Source organism: Bradyrhizobium sp. SZCCHNRI3052 (genome assembly GCF_032484895.1).
GTDB lineage: Bacteria > Pseudomonadota > Alphaproteobacteria > Rhizobiales > Xanthobacteraceae > Bradyrhizobium.
In genome coordinates, this window is the sequence record NZ_JAUETW010000009.1 from 154,218 (window position 1) to 170,214 (window position 15,997).

General features: G+C 66.0%; 14 protein-coding genes. 3 read left to right on the plus strand and 11 right to left on the minus strand.

What is annotated here, in order from left to right:
* Nucleotides 1-59 precede the first annotated feature (59 nt).
* From QW887_RS23735 to ugpB, 11 genes are all read right to left on the minus strand, one after another.
* The gene (locus QW887_RS23735; protein ID WP_315717111.1) at nucleotides 60-791 is read right to left on the minus strand and encodes a GntR family transcriptional regulator; all 732 of its coding nucleotides are present in this window, start codon (nucleotides 789-791) and stop codon (nucleotides 60-62) included.
* 2 nt (nucleotides 792-793) lie between these two features.
* The gene (gene hpxZ, locus QW887_RS23740; protein ID WP_315717110.1) at nucleotides 794-1,186 is read right to left on the minus strand and encodes an oxalurate catabolism protein HpxZ; all 393 of its coding nucleotides are present in this window, start codon (nucleotides 1,184-1,186) and stop codon (nucleotides 794-796) included.
* Nucleotides 1,167-2,567 (minus strand): AtzE family amidohydrolase, encoded by a 1,401-nt coding sequence (locus QW887_RS23745; protein ID WP_316173638.1) that lies wholly within the window; start codon nucleotides 2,565-2,567, stop codon nucleotides 1,167-1,169. Before QW887_RS23745 ends, hpxZ begins: the two co-directional genes overlap by 20 nt.
* Nucleotides 2,568-2,577: 10 nt before the next feature.
* Nucleotides 2,578-2,757, minus strand: a complete 180-nt coding sequence (locus QW887_RS23750) for a DUF4089 domain-containing protein (protein WP_316173232.1) — start codon at nucleotides 2,755-2,757, stop codon at nucleotides 2,578-2,580.
* A gap of 26 nt (nucleotides 2,758-2,783) precedes the next feature.
* Nucleotides 2,784-4,598 carry an ABC transporter ATP-binding protein gene (locus QW887_RS23755; RefSeq protein WP_316195085.1) on the minus strand — a complete coding sequence of 605 codons (1,815 nt, stop codon included), beginning with the start codon at nucleotides 4,596-4,598 and terminating at the stop codon, nucleotides 2,784-2,786.
* Entirely contained in the window at nucleotides 4,595-4,771 is a 177-nt protein-coding gene (locus QW887_RS23760; RefSeq protein WP_315751188.1) for a hypothetical protein, read from the minus strand. The genes QW887_RS23755 and QW887_RS23760 overlap by 4 nt, the downstream gene beginning before the upstream one ends.
* 4 nt (nucleotides 4,772-4,775) lie before the next feature.
* On the minus strand, nucleotides 4,776-5,678 hold the full coding sequence (locus QW887_RS23765; RefSeq protein WP_315717106.1) for an ABC transporter permease: 903 nt from the start codon (nucleotides 5,676-5,678) through the stop codon (nucleotides 4,776-4,778).
* Nucleotides 5,675-6,688, minus strand: a complete 1,014-nt coding sequence (locus QW887_RS23770) for an ABC transporter permease (RefSeq protein ID WP_315717105.1) — start codon at nucleotides 6,686-6,688, stop codon at nucleotides 5,675-5,677. Before QW887_RS23770 ends, QW887_RS23765 begins: the two co-directional genes overlap by 4 nt.
* Nucleotides 6,689-6,883: 195 nt before the next feature.
* Entirely contained in the window at nucleotides 6,884-8,506 is a 1,623-nt protein-coding gene (locus QW887_RS23775) for an ABC transporter substrate-binding protein (RefSeq protein WP_315717104.1), read from the minus strand.
* A 223-nt stretch (nucleotides 8,507-8,729) separates the two neighbouring features.
* Nucleotides 8,730-9,680, minus strand: a complete 951-nt coding sequence (locus QW887_RS23780; protein ID WP_315717103.1) for an aminoglycoside 3'-phosphotransferase/choline kinase family protein — start codon at nucleotides 9,678-9,680, stop codon at nucleotides 8,730-8,732.
* Nucleotides 9,681-9,682: 2 nt separating this feature from the next.
* A complete protein-coding gene (ugpB, locus tag QW887_RS23785; protein ID WP_315717102.1) occupies nucleotides 9,683-11,008 on the minus strand; it encodes a sn-glycerol-3-phosphate ABC transporter substrate-binding protein UgpB in 1,326 nt (441 codons plus the stop codon).
* 520 nt (nucleotides 11,009-11,528) lie between these two features.
* Here ugpB and QW887_RS23790 point away from each other — a divergent pair.
* The 3 genes from QW887_RS23790 to QW887_RS23800 are packed head-to-tail and all read left to right on the plus strand — an operon-like array spanning nucleotide 11,529 to nucleotide 15,969.
* Complete coding sequence (locus tag QW887_RS23790) at nucleotides 11,529-13,514, plus strand: ATP-binding protein (RefSeq protein ID WP_409998644.1); 1,986 nt, start codon at nucleotides 11,529-11,531, stop codon at nucleotides 13,512-13,514.
* On the plus strand, nucleotides 13,484-15,229 hold the full coding sequence (locus tag QW887_RS23795; RefSeq protein WP_315751180.1) for a DUF3369 domain-containing protein: 1,746 nt from the start codon (nucleotides 13,484-13,486) through the stop codon (nucleotides 15,227-15,229). The genes QW887_RS23790 and QW887_RS23795 overlap by 31 nt, the downstream gene beginning before the upstream one ends.
* Nucleotides 15,226-15,969 (plus strand): response regulator, encoded by a 744-nt coding sequence (locus tag QW887_RS23800; protein WP_315717100.1) that lies wholly within the window; start codon nucleotides 15,226-15,228, stop codon nucleotides 15,967-15,969. The genes QW887_RS23795 and QW887_RS23800 overlap by 4 nt, the downstream gene beginning before the upstream one ends.
* Nucleotides 15,970-15,997 lie beyond the last annotated feature (28 nt).

Consider the following 15,997-nt stretch of genomic DNA (forward strand, 5'->3'; position numbering starts at 1 on the left):
GTCAGGCCTCTGGATTGCTGCGCGGGCAATGACGGCAACCCGGCAGACGGCGAGCTTAGCTATACCGACACCGCGTAGATCTCGTATTCGCCGCGCACCAGCTCGATGTGCGCCTTCATGGCACTCGCCGCGCCGGCCTTGTCGCCGCGCAGGATGGCCACGACGACGCGGTCGTGCTCGGCATGCGACTTGGCGAGGCGGCCGAGATTGCGGAACTGGGCGCGGCGGAACGGCTGCACGCGCACCCGCGTCGCCAAGGTGATCTCGGCGATGTAGGCATTGTGCGCGCCGGCATAGATCGCGTTGTGGAAGCGCTCGTTCACCTCGTGGAAGCGCTCGGGGTTGCCGGCGTGGCTGAGATTGCGCAGCTCCTCGTGGATGGCTTCCAGCCGCTGCCGCTCGACCGGCGTCATGCGCTGCGCCGCGAGACCAGCGCACAGGCCCTCGAGCTCGGCCATCGCCTCGAACATGCCGGTGAGACGGTCGGCCGACGGCCGCGCCACGACAGCGCCGCGATGTGCACGCGCCTCGATCAGCCCGGAAGTCGCCAATTGACGCAGCGCTTCGCGCACCGGCGTGCGCGAGACGTTGAAGCGCTTGGCGATCTCGGTCTCGTCCAGCGGCGCGCCCGGCGCCAGCGCGCCGCGCACGATCTCATCGGCCAGCTGCAGGCGCAGCTCCTCGGCGCGCGTGATTTTCGCGACGGCAGGCGGCGCGCGGTCGATGCGCTTGATCTCCGAGTCGCGGGCGGACCGCTGGCGCGTTCGCGGCGGTAGATCGTCCAGGCTCATCCTTAGCCGCCCTTTGCTTCATCGATGATGCTGACATGGGCAGCAACGATTCTCCAGCCTTCAGGAAACCGGACCCAGGTCTGCATCTGGCGTCCGACCTTGCCGGGCGCGGTGTCGCGATAGAACAGCGTCGAGGCGACCGCGGCGTCACGGCCGTAAGTGGTGATCACGGTGCGCGCGGTCCGCCGCATCAGTCCAGCCGGCGAGCGCGCGGCGCGAAATGCAGCGATCTCGCCGTAGCCATAGAGGTTCTCGCCGATGCCGTAGCGCAGCGTACGGGAGTCCTGCTTGAACAGCTCGTCGAGCACGGCAACGTCGTTGCCGACCAGCGCCTGTTCGTAGCGCTGGAACTGCGCGGTGACTTCCGCGACGACGTCAGGCAGATCGACTTCCATTCTCCAGAACTCCTCGCGGGGCCGGCGCAGCGGCGACGCCAAGCTGTTGCAAGGCGTGGGCCACACGCAATGCGACATGTTCGCACCAGGGCGCCGCGATGATCTGCACGCCGATGGGCATCGGCGCGAGCGGAATCGGGACGGCGACGACGGGAAGCCCGATGAACGAGATCGGCTGGGTATGAATGCCGATATTGGCACGCACCGGCAGCTCGACGCCGTCGAGCACGAAGGTCGCCTGCCCGAGCTTGGGTGCAACGCAGGGCGTTGCGGGCGCGATCAGCACGTCGACGGACTTGAACAGCTCCAGCACCCGGGCGCGGTACCAGCGGCGAAACTTCTGCGCGCGGTCGACCATCGGTGCCGGAATCATCGCCCCCGCAATCAGCCGATCGCGCACCGCCGGATCGAAATCCTGCGGCTGCTTGCGCAAGCGGTCGAGATGCAGCGAGGCGCCTTCGGTCGTGCTGATGACATAGGCCGCGGCGCGAGCACGCGCGGCTTCGGGCACCTCGACGACGTCGGTCGCCTTGAGCGCGGTCGCCACGCGGCTGACCGCCTCGGCGGCCTCCGGAAACAGGTTCTTCTGAAAGTGGCCGCCGGCAATGGCGATGCGCAGGCCATCGAGCCCTTGCGACAGCGAAGCTGAGACCGGCTCCGGCGCACGCGTGGTGCACGCGGCATCGTCGGCATCGGGCCCCTGCATCACGTCGTAGGCAAGCGCGAGATCCTCGACCGAGCGTGCGAACGGACCGAGATGATCCAGGCTCATGACGAACGGAAACGAGCGCGCCCGCGACAGCCGGCCATAGGTCGGCTTGAGGCCGAAGATGCCGCAGAACGACGACGGCACACGGATCGAGCCGTTGGTGTCGGAGCCCAGCGCGATCGGCACCAGGCCGCCGCCGACGGCGCTGCCCGAGCCGCCCGACGAGCCGCCGCTCATCCGCGTCGGATCATGCGGATTGCGCGACGGGCCGTCGTGCACGTTCTCGCCGGTGAAGTCGTAGGCGTATTCGCCCATGTTGAGCGCACCGACGAGGACGGCGCCGGCCGCCTCCATGCGCTCGATCAGCGTCGCGTCGCGCGTCGCGGGCGCTCGATCACGGTTGATCTTGGAGCCGGCGCGGGTCGACAGCCCCGCGACGTCGAACAGGTTCTTCACCGCGAACGGCACGCCGGCGAGCGGACCGACGGGCTTGCCCGCCGCGATGTCGGCATCCACCGCACGCGCCTTCGCACGCGCCCGCTCGGCGGTCACGTCCGTGAACGAGTTGAGCACACCATCGCGGACCGCAATCCGCGCCAGCGCGGCGTCGGTAGCCTCGACGGCCGAGAGCTTGCGGGTGGCGACCGCGGAGGCGATGGCGCTCGCGGTCATCTCGGGAGAACTAAGCGGTGAAGACACTGGCAGGCTCGGCTTCATCAGGCAGGGAGAATTCGTCGACCAGCTCCGCCATCTTCAGCGAGACCTCGAGATTGGCGCGGATGGCCGGGCGCCACGCGTCCTCGATCGGCAGAGCCAATGCACGCCCGACGGCGTCGATGTAATCGTCCAATGGCTCCGCCATCAGCTTTTCTCCTCAAGCTTTCACGCTCAATGCGCCGGCAATGGCGGGGGCGGAATCGCCGTCAGCAACTCCCGCGTATAGTCATCCTGCGGATGACCTAGCACACGTTCGGAGGTGCCTTCCTCGACGATTCGACCCGACCGCATCACGATCACACGATCGCACAACAGCCGCACGACATTCAAATCATGGGAGACGAACAGATAGCTCATACCTAACTGCCGCTTGAGGTCCTGCAGGAGATTGAGCACGACCGCCTGCACGGAGACGTCGAGCGCCGCCGTGGGCTCGTCGAGGATGACGAGCTTCGGGTGCAGTGCGATGGCGCGCGCGATACCGACGCGCGCCTTCTGGCCGCCCGACAATTGGTGCGGAAAACGGTCGAGCAGATTGAGCGGCAGGCCGACCATGGTGGCGAGCTCCTCGCAGCGGGCACGAAGCGCGTCGCGGCCCTTGATGTCGCCGAGCTGCAGGATCGGATCGGCGATGGCACGCGCCGCGGTGAAGCGCGGATTGAGGCTGTCGGTCGGATCCTGGAACACCATCTGGATCCGGCTGCGCAGCGGCAGCCGGGCAAAGGCCTGCGGCAGGATGTTGCCGATCTCCTCGCCATCGAAGCTGATGCGCCCCGAGGTCTGGTCGAGCAGCCGCATCACCATCATCGACGCCGTCGACTTGCCGCAGCCGGATTCGCCGACCAGGCCAACGCTTTCGCCATGACCGACCGTGAAGCTGATGCCGTCGACGGCGCGGAACATCTCCGGCTCGACCGCCGGCCTCCGTCCGAACAGTTTCGACAATGTCGCCGAGGCGCCCTGGCGCGGATATTCCTTAACCAGCTTGTCGACGAGGAGAAGCGGCTTGGCGCTGCTCGCACTCCGCTCGCCCTCCGCACTCCGCTCGTCACCCCCGGGCTTGACCCGGGGGTTCATCACCTGGAGCGACTCTTGCGAAGATGGATGGATGGCCGGGTCAAGCCCGGCCATGACGGAGGCTGTGTGTGACGGGGCTGCCACATCCTCCTCCGGCAGCAGATCGCGCAAGGACACGCCGAGGCGCGGCGTCGCGCGCATCAGCTTGCGTGTATAGGGATGCTGCGGGTTGGCGAAGATGTCGGCGGCCCTGGCGGTCTCGACCACCCGGCCCTTCTCCATCACCACGACGCGATCGCAATAGGCAGCGGCGAGACCCAGATCATGCGTGATCAGGATCGTCGACATGCCCCGGCTCTTGGTCAGCTCGAGGACCAGGTCCATCACCGCCTTCTGCGTGGTGACGTCGAGGCCGGTGGTCGGCTCGTCGGCGATCAGGAGCTGCGGGTTGCAGGCCAGCGCCAGCGCGATGACGACGCGCTGGCACATGCCGCCGGACAATTCGAACGGATAGGCGTGGTAGCGCTCGCGCGGACGCGCGATCTTGACCTGCTCGAGCGCGGCGATCGCCTTCTCGGCGCGATCGGTCGCGGCCGCCTGGACGTGCTGCTTCAGCACATCCTCGATCTGCTGGCCCACTTTCCGGATCGGATTGAGCGCCGCGCGCGGGTTCTGGAAGATCATCGAGATTTCGCGGCCGCGCAGATCGCGCATCGCGCTTTCCTCGGCCGCCCTGACGTCCACGCCGGAGAACATCACCGATCCCTCGGCGATGCGCCCGGCGCGGTCGAGGATGCGCATCACCGCATAGGACGTCACCGACTTGCCCGAGCCGGATTCGCCGACGATCGCGAGCGTCTCGCCCTTGGCGACGGAGATGTCGACATGCTGCACCGCCTTGACGATACCGCGGCGGGTGGAGAATTCGACCGTGAGATCGCGAACGTCGAGCAGCGGCTGGGCGGTCATCCGTGGCTCCGCTTGTTACGACCGTCATGCGCGGGCTTGACCCGCCTGCGGGGCCGAAGCCCCTTCGGCGCGGCGAAGGCCCGCGCGTCCATCACACTGACGAAGGTGTTCTTGAAGGGATGGATTGCCGGGTCAAGCCCGGCAATGACGGAGTCGTTTTGTGGTGCGCTCATCGCCTTACGTCCTGCGCTGCGGGTCGACGATGTCGCGCAGGCCGTCGCCGAGCAGGTTGAAGCAGAACACCGCGATCATCAGCGCGAGACCCGGGAACAGCGCGATCCACCATTCGCCCGACACCATGAACGAGGCGCCCTCGGCAACCATGATGCCCCATTCCGCCGTCGGCGGCCGCACGCCGAGGCCGATGAACGACAGGCCTGCGGCATTGAGGATGGCGTAGCCCATGGTCAGCGACATCTGCACGATCATGATCGGCATGATGTTCGGCAGGATGTGGCCGAGCAGGATGCGCAGCTCGCTGTTGCCCGACAGCCGTGCCGCCTGCACGAAGCCGGCGTTGCGGCGGACATTGGCCTCGGCGCGTGCCACGCGCGCATAGAGCGGGAAATTCACGATCGCGGTGGCGATGATGATGTTCTGCACGGTGTTGCCGAGCGCGGCGACGATGCCCATCGCCAGTACGAACAGCGGGAACGCCATGATCGTGTCGGCGATGCGGCCGACGATGCGATCGGTCCAGCCGCCGAAGAAGCCGGCGGCGACGCCGGCGAGACCGCCCAGGAAGAACACCAGCGCGACCGAGGCGATCGCGATGAAGGTGTCGAGCCGGGTCGCGACCACAACGCGGCTGAAGATGTCGCGGCCGAGCTGATCGGTGCCGAACCAATGCGCCGCCGACGGCGGCTTTAGCGCGGACGCGGTGTCGCTGGCCAGCGGATCATAGGGCACGATCCACGGGCCGAAGATGGCTGCAAACAGGATCACGACCAGGAGGCCGAAGGCGAAGCCCGTCACCTTGTTCTCGGCCAGGACATAGCGCGTGTGGCCGATCAGGGCTGTCAGTCCCGACGTCCGCGAGGGAACGGCGGCAGGCTCGACGGTCGGCGCGACAGTGCTCATCCTTCCAGCCTCACGCGGGGATCGATGACGCCATAGAGAATGTCGATGACGAGGTTGAGGACGACGTACATGATCGCCATCGTCAGCACGAAGCCCTGCACCGGCGCGAAGTCGGAGGCGATCAGCGCCTCGACCGCATAGGAGCCGATGCCGGGCCAGGCGAACACCTTCTCCACCAGCACGTTGGCGCCGAGCAGGAAGGAGAACACCATCGATAGCGTGGTGATGACCGGCAGCATGGCGTTGCGGAACGCATAGGTCACGGTGACAGTCGCGGGCGACAGGCCCGAGGCGCGCGCCGTGCGGACGAATTCCGACGACAGCACCGACAGCATCGAGGCCCGCGTCATGCGCGCGATCGGAGCCAGCGAGAAGATCGCCAGCGTCGCGGCGGGCAGGATCAACTGGCTCAGCGCCGAGCGGAACGCCTCGCCGTCACGCGCGATCAGCGTATCGATGAGGTAGAAGCCGGTCACGGGGTTCGGCGCGCTATAAAACACGTCGAGCCGGCCGAGCGGCGCCGGTGACCAGCCGAGCCGGAAGTAGAACACATACACCAGCACCACCCCGGTGAAGAACACCGGCAGCGAGACGCCCGCGGTCGTGACGATACGGCAGGTATGGTCGATCCACGACCCCGGCCGCGTCGCCGCGAGCACACCGAGCGGCAGCGCGATCGCGACGGATACCAACAGACCGAGCAAGGTCAGCTCGGCCGAGGCCGGCAGGCGGTTGCGAATCTCGCTGGCGACCGGCTGGCCTGTGGTCAGCGAACTGCCGAGATCGCCATGGGCGAGATCGACGGTGTAGCGGAAGAACTGCTCGACCAGCGGCTTGTCGAAGCCGAGCTTCTTGCGGATCTGCTCCACCGCCTCCTTGGTGGCGGCGGGGCCGGCAAAATACGCCGCGGGATCGCCGGGCAAGGCGCGCGTGAGCAGGAAGGTGACGATCACGACGCCGATCAGCGACGGGATCGCGAACGCGAGGCGCTTGGCGATGAGGCTCAGCATGAGCAGCCCCCTGCCCGAATTGGCCCAGACCTGTCCGCGCGGCGCACTCGGCTCCCTCCCCCCTTGTGGGGGAGGGCTGGGGAGGGGGGTGGACCCAGACGGCAGTGGGTGTGGCTACCCCCCTCCCTGCCCCTCCCCCACAAGGGGGGAGGGAATGAGAGAGCTCGGCCCATATTACATCCCCCCATCACTGTCTCACCCCTTCACCAGAGCCCGATAGTCGAGCCTACGGTGGAACCAGTACTGATAGCCGGAGATGTTCTTCTGCATCGCGACGTTGACGAACGGCTGATACAGCGGAATGCGTGGCACCTCGGCGAAGGCGAGATCGACGAAGCCCTTCACGTCGGCATCGTACGTCGCCTTGTCCCCGGCCGCGGCGGCGTCACGCGCGCCGTTGATGAGCTTGTCCATCTCGGGCGACTTGTAGCTCATCGTGTTGAACACGGAATTGTTGCCGTGATAGCACCAGTAGAAGAAGTATTCGGGGTAATCGAGCCAGCCCGAGAAGATGTTGGTGAAGAGCGGCATCTCCTTCTTGTTCAGCTCGGTGCGCCAGTTGGCGCCGGGCACCTTGTTGATGGTGGTCTTGATGCCGAGCTGGGCGAGGCTCTCCTGCAACAACACGCACAAGGGCTCGTTGACCTGTGCGAAATTGAGGTCGAAGGAGATCGTGGTTTCGAAGCCGTTGGGGTAGCCGGCTTCCGCCAGCAGCGCTTTTGCCTTCTCCATGTCGGTGAAGTACTTGGTCGGCTGCGGCCACGCCACCTCGGTCGCCTTATCCGCCGGCGCGCCGAACATCGGATTGGCAAGGCCGAACATCACGGCATCGATGATCTTCTGATAGGGCATTGCATAGGCGAGCGCCTGCCGGACCTTGGGATTGTCGAACGGCGGCTTGGTCACGTTCATGCCGATATACTGGATGCCGTTCGAGATCGGCAGCGAGATCACGGTATGCTTGCCGTTCGACTTCATCTCCTGGAAGTCCTTGTTCGGCAGCTCATAGGAGATGTCGGCATCCCCGCGCTCGAGCAGCGCGCGCCGGTTGCCGGCCTGCGGCACCATGCGCCAGATCACACGCTTGATCTTCGGCAGCGGACCGCACACCCAGTCGTCGTTGCGCTCCATGATCACTTCGGTACCGGCGGTCCACTTCGTCACCTTGTAGGCGCCGGAACCCGCGGTCTGCTGCTTGGTATATTCGAGCCCCCATGGGTCTTTGTCGGTCGCGTTCTTCTTCACGAGCTCCGAGTTGACCACGCAGGGTACAATGACGGCGAGATCGGGGATCGTCAGGCGGTCCTTCTTCAGAAAGTCGACGCGCACGGTGTGGTCATCGACGATGACGAACTGCTCGGTCTTGGTCAGCGAGCCGGCGCTCATCTGGAAGGTCGGGAAGCCACCGACGCTGACGGCGCGATCGAGCGACCACTTCACGTCCTTGGCCGTGACCGGCGTGCCGTCGTGGAATTTGGCGTTCTTGCGCAGCTTGAAGGTGGCGGACATGTCGCCGATGGTCATGTCCTCGGCGAGTTCGGGCTTGAACTTGTCGCGGTCGTAGTACGGCACCCCGCCCGGGCCGATCTTCATCTCGTGGCTGATCAGGCGGTCATAGCAGTTCCAGGACACCTCGTAGCCCGGCACGTTGGTGCCGACGCCGTGGATGTCGAGGTTGTTGGGACCGCCTTCGGACACGATCAGCAGCGTCTCGGACCGCGCGTCGGCCTTGGCGGAAGACATGATGGCCGGCGCCATTGGCAGCGCGGCTCCCGCAGCCAGACCGGACACGGATTTCAGAAAATCGCGACGCTTCATCAAATGCTCCCGAGGATAACGACTGTCGGGAACAGTGGTCGCAAGCTTTGTGCCAAGCCCGGCTGAAAACTAAGCTATTGAAATATCGAGGGGTCTTCACCGAGCGGCACAGCTCAGCGCCCCCAATTGCATACAAAGCTGCATATTTGCTGAGTTTATAATCACCTCAGCTAGCCTGCGACAGATTTACGCAACACCTGTTGGACCGCCGCCCCGGTTGGGATCACTCCGGCCAGATCAGCGCCTGCAGCTCGTCGAAGTCGCGGACCTTGGCCGGCCAATCCGGAATGCAGATGTGGCGGAGCGGATCGCTGTACTGGTGCAGCAACAGCAGGACCAGCAGCCGTCGCTTCAGCTGCCGGTCGATGTCCTCCAGCGCAAATCCGTAGCCGTCGAACAAGGCACGCACGCGCCCGGGATGACCCGCTGCCATGAAGGCGCTCGGCCCGAGCAGATCATACTCGCCAAAACCGGTCATGACGTCGCCGAAGTCGAACAGCCCGCTCAGCTGCCAGCCATCACCGCTGCGCGTGACGAGTAAGTTCTCCGGAATGTATTCACCGGTCAGGATGACCGGCGGCGGACCCTGCGGCAGCAGTGCTGCGGCCTCGCGCAGGAGATCGTCCAGCCCGGCGAGAAGCGTCGGCGGCAAGCCGAGCCGCTGATGGCGTGCATGACATCCGGCCATCTGCATCCGCAAAAAATCCGACCAGCGCGGACCGAGCGCCAGCAGCTCGCCAGGCGGGACCCGCTGCACGGCGGCGATCAGACGACCGACCTGCCTGAGCAAGAGCTGCTTGTCCCGCTCCGGGAGTTGCCGCCACACATCCGAAGCAGGCATGCCGCCGAGCCTGGTCATGATCAGATAGCACCAGCCGTCGCGCTCCCCTTCGTGTCGCAGGTCGGGGGTACGGACGTCGCCGACGCCACCGGCGAGCACGCGCAAGGCCGCCCGCTCGGACTGAAACTTGCCGCGATGAAACGGCGGGAAGACCTTCAGGATCAGTCCGTCGTTCAGCGCGAGGACCAGATTGGTGCCCGCCGCGAACGGAACCAGCCGCGCGTCGTCGTAGCCATGGCCGCGCGCAATATCGCGTGCAGCCGGCAGCCAGCGCGTCACGTCGGCACGGAGGCGCCGGAGCTGCGCGCCATCGGCGACCGGTGGCAACGTCATTTTCAGCGATCCGGGCTCGCGCGCTCGAACTGGCGCAGCAGACGATTGCCGCGGTCGACGGCGGCATCGAGCGCCGCCTGCGCCGGTTTGCGGCCGCTGAAGGCCTGCTCCATCTCGTCCTCGATGGCATCACGGATCAGCACGAACGAGCCGAGCCGCAGTCCGCGCGAATTCTCCGTGGGCGGGTTGAGCGTCACCTGCTCGATCGAGATCGCGGCTCCTGGATTGCGGTCGTAGAAGCCCTGCGCGCGCGTCAGATCGAAGGCCGCCTGGGTGATCGGCAAATAGCCCGTATTCTGGTGCCAAGCGGCCTGAACATCGGGCCGCGACAGATAGGCGAAGAACTTGGCCACGCCCTTGTACTCGGCCGCGGGACGGTCGCGGAGCACCCACAACGTCGCGCCGCCGATGATCGAATTCTGCGGCGCGGCCGCAACGTCAGGCCAGTACGGCATCATGCCGTAGCCGACCTCGAACTTCGAATTCGCCTTGATGTCGGCGCGCGTTGCCGAGGAGCCGATGAAGATGCCGCACTCGCCCTTCTGGAAACGCGGCTCGGCAGCCTGACCGCGGCCGCCATAGTCGAAGACCTTGCTCTTCTGCCATTCCGCGAGCTGGGCGATGTGCCGCGTGACCTGCGGATTGTTGAACGTCAGCACGGCGTCCAGTCCGGCAAAGCCGTTGGCTCGCGTGGCGATCGGCAGATTGTGGAAGGCCGAGAAATTCTCCACGTTGATCCAGGCCGGCCACGACGTCGTGAAGCCGCAGGCGACACCGTTGTCGCGCAGCCGCCGGGCAGCCTTGCCGAGCTCGGACCAGGTCTTCGGCGCCACGCCCGGATCGAGCCCGGCCGCGCGAAACTGATCCTTGTTGTAGTAGAGGATGGGCGTGGAGGCGTTGAACGGAAACGACAGCATGTTGCCGTCGGCGTCGGCATAGGTGCCGGCGATCGCGGGCAGATAGGCCGACGGCGAAAAGCTCTCCTGCTCGTCGCGCATCAACTCGTAAACGGGATAGATCGCGCCCTTGGCCGCCGTCATCGTCGCGGTCGCGATCTCATTGACCTGCACGATCGCCGGCTGGCTGCGCGAGCGGAACGCGAAGATGGCCGCCGTCACGGTCTCCGTATAGCTGCCCTTGTAGCTCGGCACGATGCGGTAGTCGGACTGCGACGCGTTGAAGTCGGCCGCCAGCCTGTCGACCTGCCTGCCGAGCTCGCCCGACATCGCATGCCACCACACGATCTCGGTCGCGGCCTTGGCCGTGCTTGCGCCAACAACCGTCCAGAGCAGGATTGCAAACGAAACAGAACGCAGAAGGACCGTCACCAGGAGGCAACTCCAATTCGATGAATGAATAGGCTCGGGCTGAGATCGCAATCGGACCGAAAAATCAGGTCCAGCAACCCAAGGCTGCAACAAACTATCAGCAAACCATTGACGTGTATCGCTTTGACGTCAGAATGGCCTTATAGCACCTGTTCGGGAGTGCATTGAACCTTTTCATGTCCGGGCCGACCTCATCATCAGGGGGAAAAGTGTTGCCTGTGTACCGCGCCCATCTTTCGTCGATCTCGAGAGTGGACGTCACGCCGGTGCTGATGCGCGCTGAGGCGGGCGCGCGGTACCGCTCGTCCCTTTCACGCCCATCATGCTCGGCGGCGCGACTGGCTGCGCCGCAGCATACAGGCCCGGCTGCGCGCGGCAGAGCGGACGCAGGCAGGCTCCGCACGCCCGGCCCGAGGTAGCGATCGTGGCGCGATCCGAGCAGCGGAAATCCGTCGCGCGGCCGCTCGGTCTGGCGGTCCTGGGGCGGGCACGGATCGTTCGCGCGCTGCGGGCGGTTCCGATCCGCTGGCGCATCCTCTCGATCGCCGCGCTCAACTCGGCTGTCGTGATCGTGCTGGCGGCGCTGATCTGGAACGGCGCGACGGTGCTGGGCACGGCCTGGGACGACGTTCGCCAGGTCCGGGAATCCGACAAGGTGCTGGCCCTGCTCGAAAGCGAGACGAGCCGGCTGCAGAACCTCATTCATCGCTACATCAATCAGCCGAGCCCGGAGCTGTTCGCCGAGATCCTGCTGCTGCGCGAGGCCGTGCTCGGGACGCTGACGACGCGCGCCTCGACCGACCCGATGCTGTCGGGGTCGGTCGAGGAGCTGGAGCGCGTCACCGTGCGTTTCCTGGACGGCTTCGGCGAGCTGCGAAGTCTGCAGGCGACGATCTCCAAGACCTATGAGGAAGAGGTTCTCGGCCCCGCCCGCGACATCGCCGGGCTCTATTCGGTGATCGAAGGCGCGACCGGCCATCGCGACGCGCAGATCTGGCCCTCGCTCGGCAAGTCGCGCGAGGCCTTCACCGCCATGCTGGTCGCGGCCAATTCCTACTACCTGTCGCTCGCGCCCGCCTCCGCCGAGGACGCGCGCCGCAACACGGAGACGATCGAGAAGACCATTCCGGTGATGTCGAGCCTTGCGGACAATGATCTGCAGCGGCTGGCGCTGCAGCGGCTGTCGGCCCGGACCGCGGCGCTGCGCGCGGGATTCTCCAAGCTCACCGATCAGCTCACCAACCGCACCGAACTGCTGCGCAACACCATCGATGCCAGCCAGGCCGAAACCATCGGCGCCATCGACGGCCTGTCGGTGAAGATGCGCCAGCACGAGCAGAAGGCGCAGGCGACGTTCGATCGGACATTGAAGGACATCTCCCGCCGCGTCCTTTCGATCGCGGTGATCTTCCTGGGAGTCATCCTGTCCGCGGGCGTGCTGATCGCCTTGTCGATCCGGCTGCCGCTGCAGCAGATCATGGCCTCGATGCGCGCAATCATGCTGGGCGACTACGACCGCGAGGTCCAGGGCACCGAGGCGCGCGACGAGGTCGGCGCGATGGCCCGCGCCGTCGAGACCTTCCGCGAGAACGCGATCGCCAAGCGCAAGACCGAGGACGAGTTGCGCACCGCGAAGGAAAAGGCCGAGAGCGCGCTGCTCGAGCTCAACGCCGCGCAGCGCAACCTGATCGACGCCGAGCGGCTGGCGGCCCTGGGCGGGCTGGTCGCCGGCGTCGCCCATGAGGTGAACAATCCGATTGGCATCAGCCTGACGGTGGCCTCCAGCTTCGCGCGCCGCGTCGAGATGTTCGAGGCGGCGCTGCGGTCGCCCGAAGGCGGCCTGCGCCGGTCGCAACTGGAGGAGTTCGTGCGTTCGTCGCGCGATGCGTCCGAGCAGTTGGTCGCCAACCTGCAGCGCGCCGGCGAGTTGATCCAGTCGTTCAAGCAGGTCGCGGTCGACCGCTCCCATGCGGAGCGACGGACCTTCGTCCTGAGCGAGGCGACCGATCAGATCATCACCAGCCTCAAGCCGGTGCTCAAGCGCGCGCCGATCACGCTGGCGGTCGATGTCCCCGAGGGGCTTTTCATCGACGGCTATCCCGGGTTCTACGGTCAGATTCTCACCAACCTGTTCCTCAACGCCGTCAACCACGCCTTTGCCGACGGCCGCGCGGGCACCATCTCGATCACGGCGCGGCCGCGCGGCACGGATGACATCGAGATCATTTTCGCCGATAACGGGGCCGGCATGCCCCCCGACGTGCAGCGCCAGGCCTTCGATCCGTTCTTCACGACACGCCGCAACGAAGGGGGAACGGGGCTCGGGCTGCATATCGTCTACAATCTGGTGACGCAGCAGCTCGGTGGCCGCATGATGCTGGAATCCCGCGAGGGACAAGGCACCACCTTTCGGATTATCATGCCGCGGGTCGCCAAGGGCGGCGCCGAGACAGCAATGGGTGACGGAACGACGCAATGGCCGAACAGGACGATGTCCTCCAACTGATCGAGGATACCGGTTTCGACGAGGACGACGGTTCGGCCCGGAAATGGAAGATCGCCGTCATCGACGACGACCATGCCGTGCACGAGGGCACCCGCTTTGCGCTGTCGGATTACAGCCTGAACGGCCAGGGGCTCGAAATCCTGTCCGCCTATTCGGCGGCCGAAGGCCGCGCGCTGATGCGGGAGCACACCGACATCGCGGCCGTGCTGCTCGACGTCATCATGGAGACCGACGTCGCCGGGCTCGAGCTCGTCGAATACATCCGCAACGAGATCAAGAACGAGACCGTCCGCATCATCCTGCGGACCGGGCAGCCGGGCCAGGCGCCGGAGCGGCGCGTCATCGTCCAGTACGACATCAACGACTACAAGGCCAAGACCGAGCTCACCGCCGACAAGCTGTTCACCTCGCTGACGGCGGCGCTGCGCAGCTACCAGCAGCTCGAGCGCATGGTGCAGACCCGGCGCGGCCTCGAGATCATCATCGACGCCGCCTCGACGCTGTATGATTTCAAGTCGATGCAGCGGCTGGCCGAGGGCGTGCTGACCCAGATCGCGTCGCTGCTGAACGTGGATTGCGCGGGGATCCTGGTGCTGCGCGACGACGGCAGCCAGACCGACGATTTTTCGGTGCTGGCCGGCTCCGGCTGCTACAGCCGCTTCTCCGGCGCCGTCACCTCGCGCTCGCTCGATCCGGATCTGCGCGACATGGTCGAGGCCGCCTTCAGGCAGCGCAGCAACGAATTCGCAGACCACCGCACCGTGCTCTATGTCCGCACCGGCTCGGGGCGCGAAGTCGTGGTGCTGCTGCAGGCGGAGCGGCCGCTGTCCGAGACCGACCGTTCGCTGGTCGAGATCTTCTCCAGCCGGCTGTCGATCGCCTTCGACAACGTGATCCTGTATCAGCAGCTGCATGAGGCCAACACCCAGCTCGAGGACCGCGTCGCCCAGCGCACCCGCGCGCTGATGCAGGCCAACCGGCGGCTGTCGGCGCAATGGCTGCGGCTGCAGCGCGCCAACGGCTTCAAGAACGAGATTCTCGGCACCGTTGCCCATGACCTGAAGAATCCGCTGGGCGTCATCCTCGGCCGCACGGAAATGCTGACCGAGTTGATCGCGACCGGCGCCTCCGCAGAGGGCATCACCAGCCAGGTCGGACATATCCGCGATGCCGCCAAGCGACTGACCTCGATGGTCGACCATCTGATCTCGGATGCGATGGCCGACGCCTTCGACATCACCATCCGCCGCGAGCCGGTCGACATCACGGCCCTGATCCACGAGGTGGTCGAGGCCAACCAGCCGCTCGCCCTCAACAAGCAGCAGGTCATCGAGGTCTCGGCGCCGACGCTGCTGTCGACCATGTGCGACATCGACCGGATCCGCGAGGCGATCGACAATCTCTTGAGCAACGCGATCAAGTACAGCCCGATCGGCGGCAGGATCACCGTGAACGCCGCAGATGACGGCGACAACACCATCATCGCCGTCACCGACCAGGGCGCTGGCCTCTCGCCGGAGGATCTCGGCCGCCTGTTCGGGCGGTTCCAGCGGCTGTCGGCCAAACCGACCGCGGGCGAGAGCTCGACCGGGCTCGGCCTGTCGATTGTCAAACGCATCGTCGACATGCATGGTGGCGAGGTGACGGCCAGGAGCGAAGGGCCGGGATCCGGATCGACCTTCACCATCACACTGCCGGCGGCCGAATTGTCATGAGTCAGAGCCAGCACATCATCATCGTCGACGACGAGGCCCCTGCCCGCGAAATGGTGGGTGATTACCTCAAGATGCACGGCTTCAGCGTGACGCTGTGCGACGGCGGCAAGAGCCTGCGCAGCGCCATCGAGACCGGCCCCGCAGATCTCGTCGTGCTCGACCTCAACATGCCCGAAGAAGACGGCCTGTCGATCATTCGCGATCTCAAGGGCCGCACCAACATCCCGGTGATCATGCTGACGGCCACCGCCAGCCCGATCGACCGCGTGGTCGGGCTTGAGCTTGGCGCCGACGATTACGTCGCCAAGCCGTGCGAATTGCGCGAATTGATGGCCCGGATCCGCTCCGTGCTGCGCCGCAGCGGACCGGCCAAGGCTGCGGCGGCCGTCACGGAGACCGCTCCGGCCCAGGCCAAGGACCCGCAATTGGTGCGGTTCGGCACCAAATGGCTGGATCTCGATGCCCAGGCGCTGCGCGATGACGAAGGCAACGAGCACCCGCTGACGGCGTCCGAGTTCGGCCTGCTCAAAGTGTTCGCCGCCAACCCGAAGCGGGTGCTGTCGCGCGAGCGGCTGCTGGAGCTCGCCAATGCCCGCGATGCGGAGGCGTTCGATCGCGCCGTGGATCTTAGAATCATGCGCATCCGTCGCAAAATCGAGCCCGATCCGACCAAACCGGCCGTGATCCGGACCATTCGCGGCGGCGGCTACCTGTTCTCCCCGGCCGGCGAGAAGGCCTGAGGACAGCCGGCCGGCGGCGGCGAAAGCA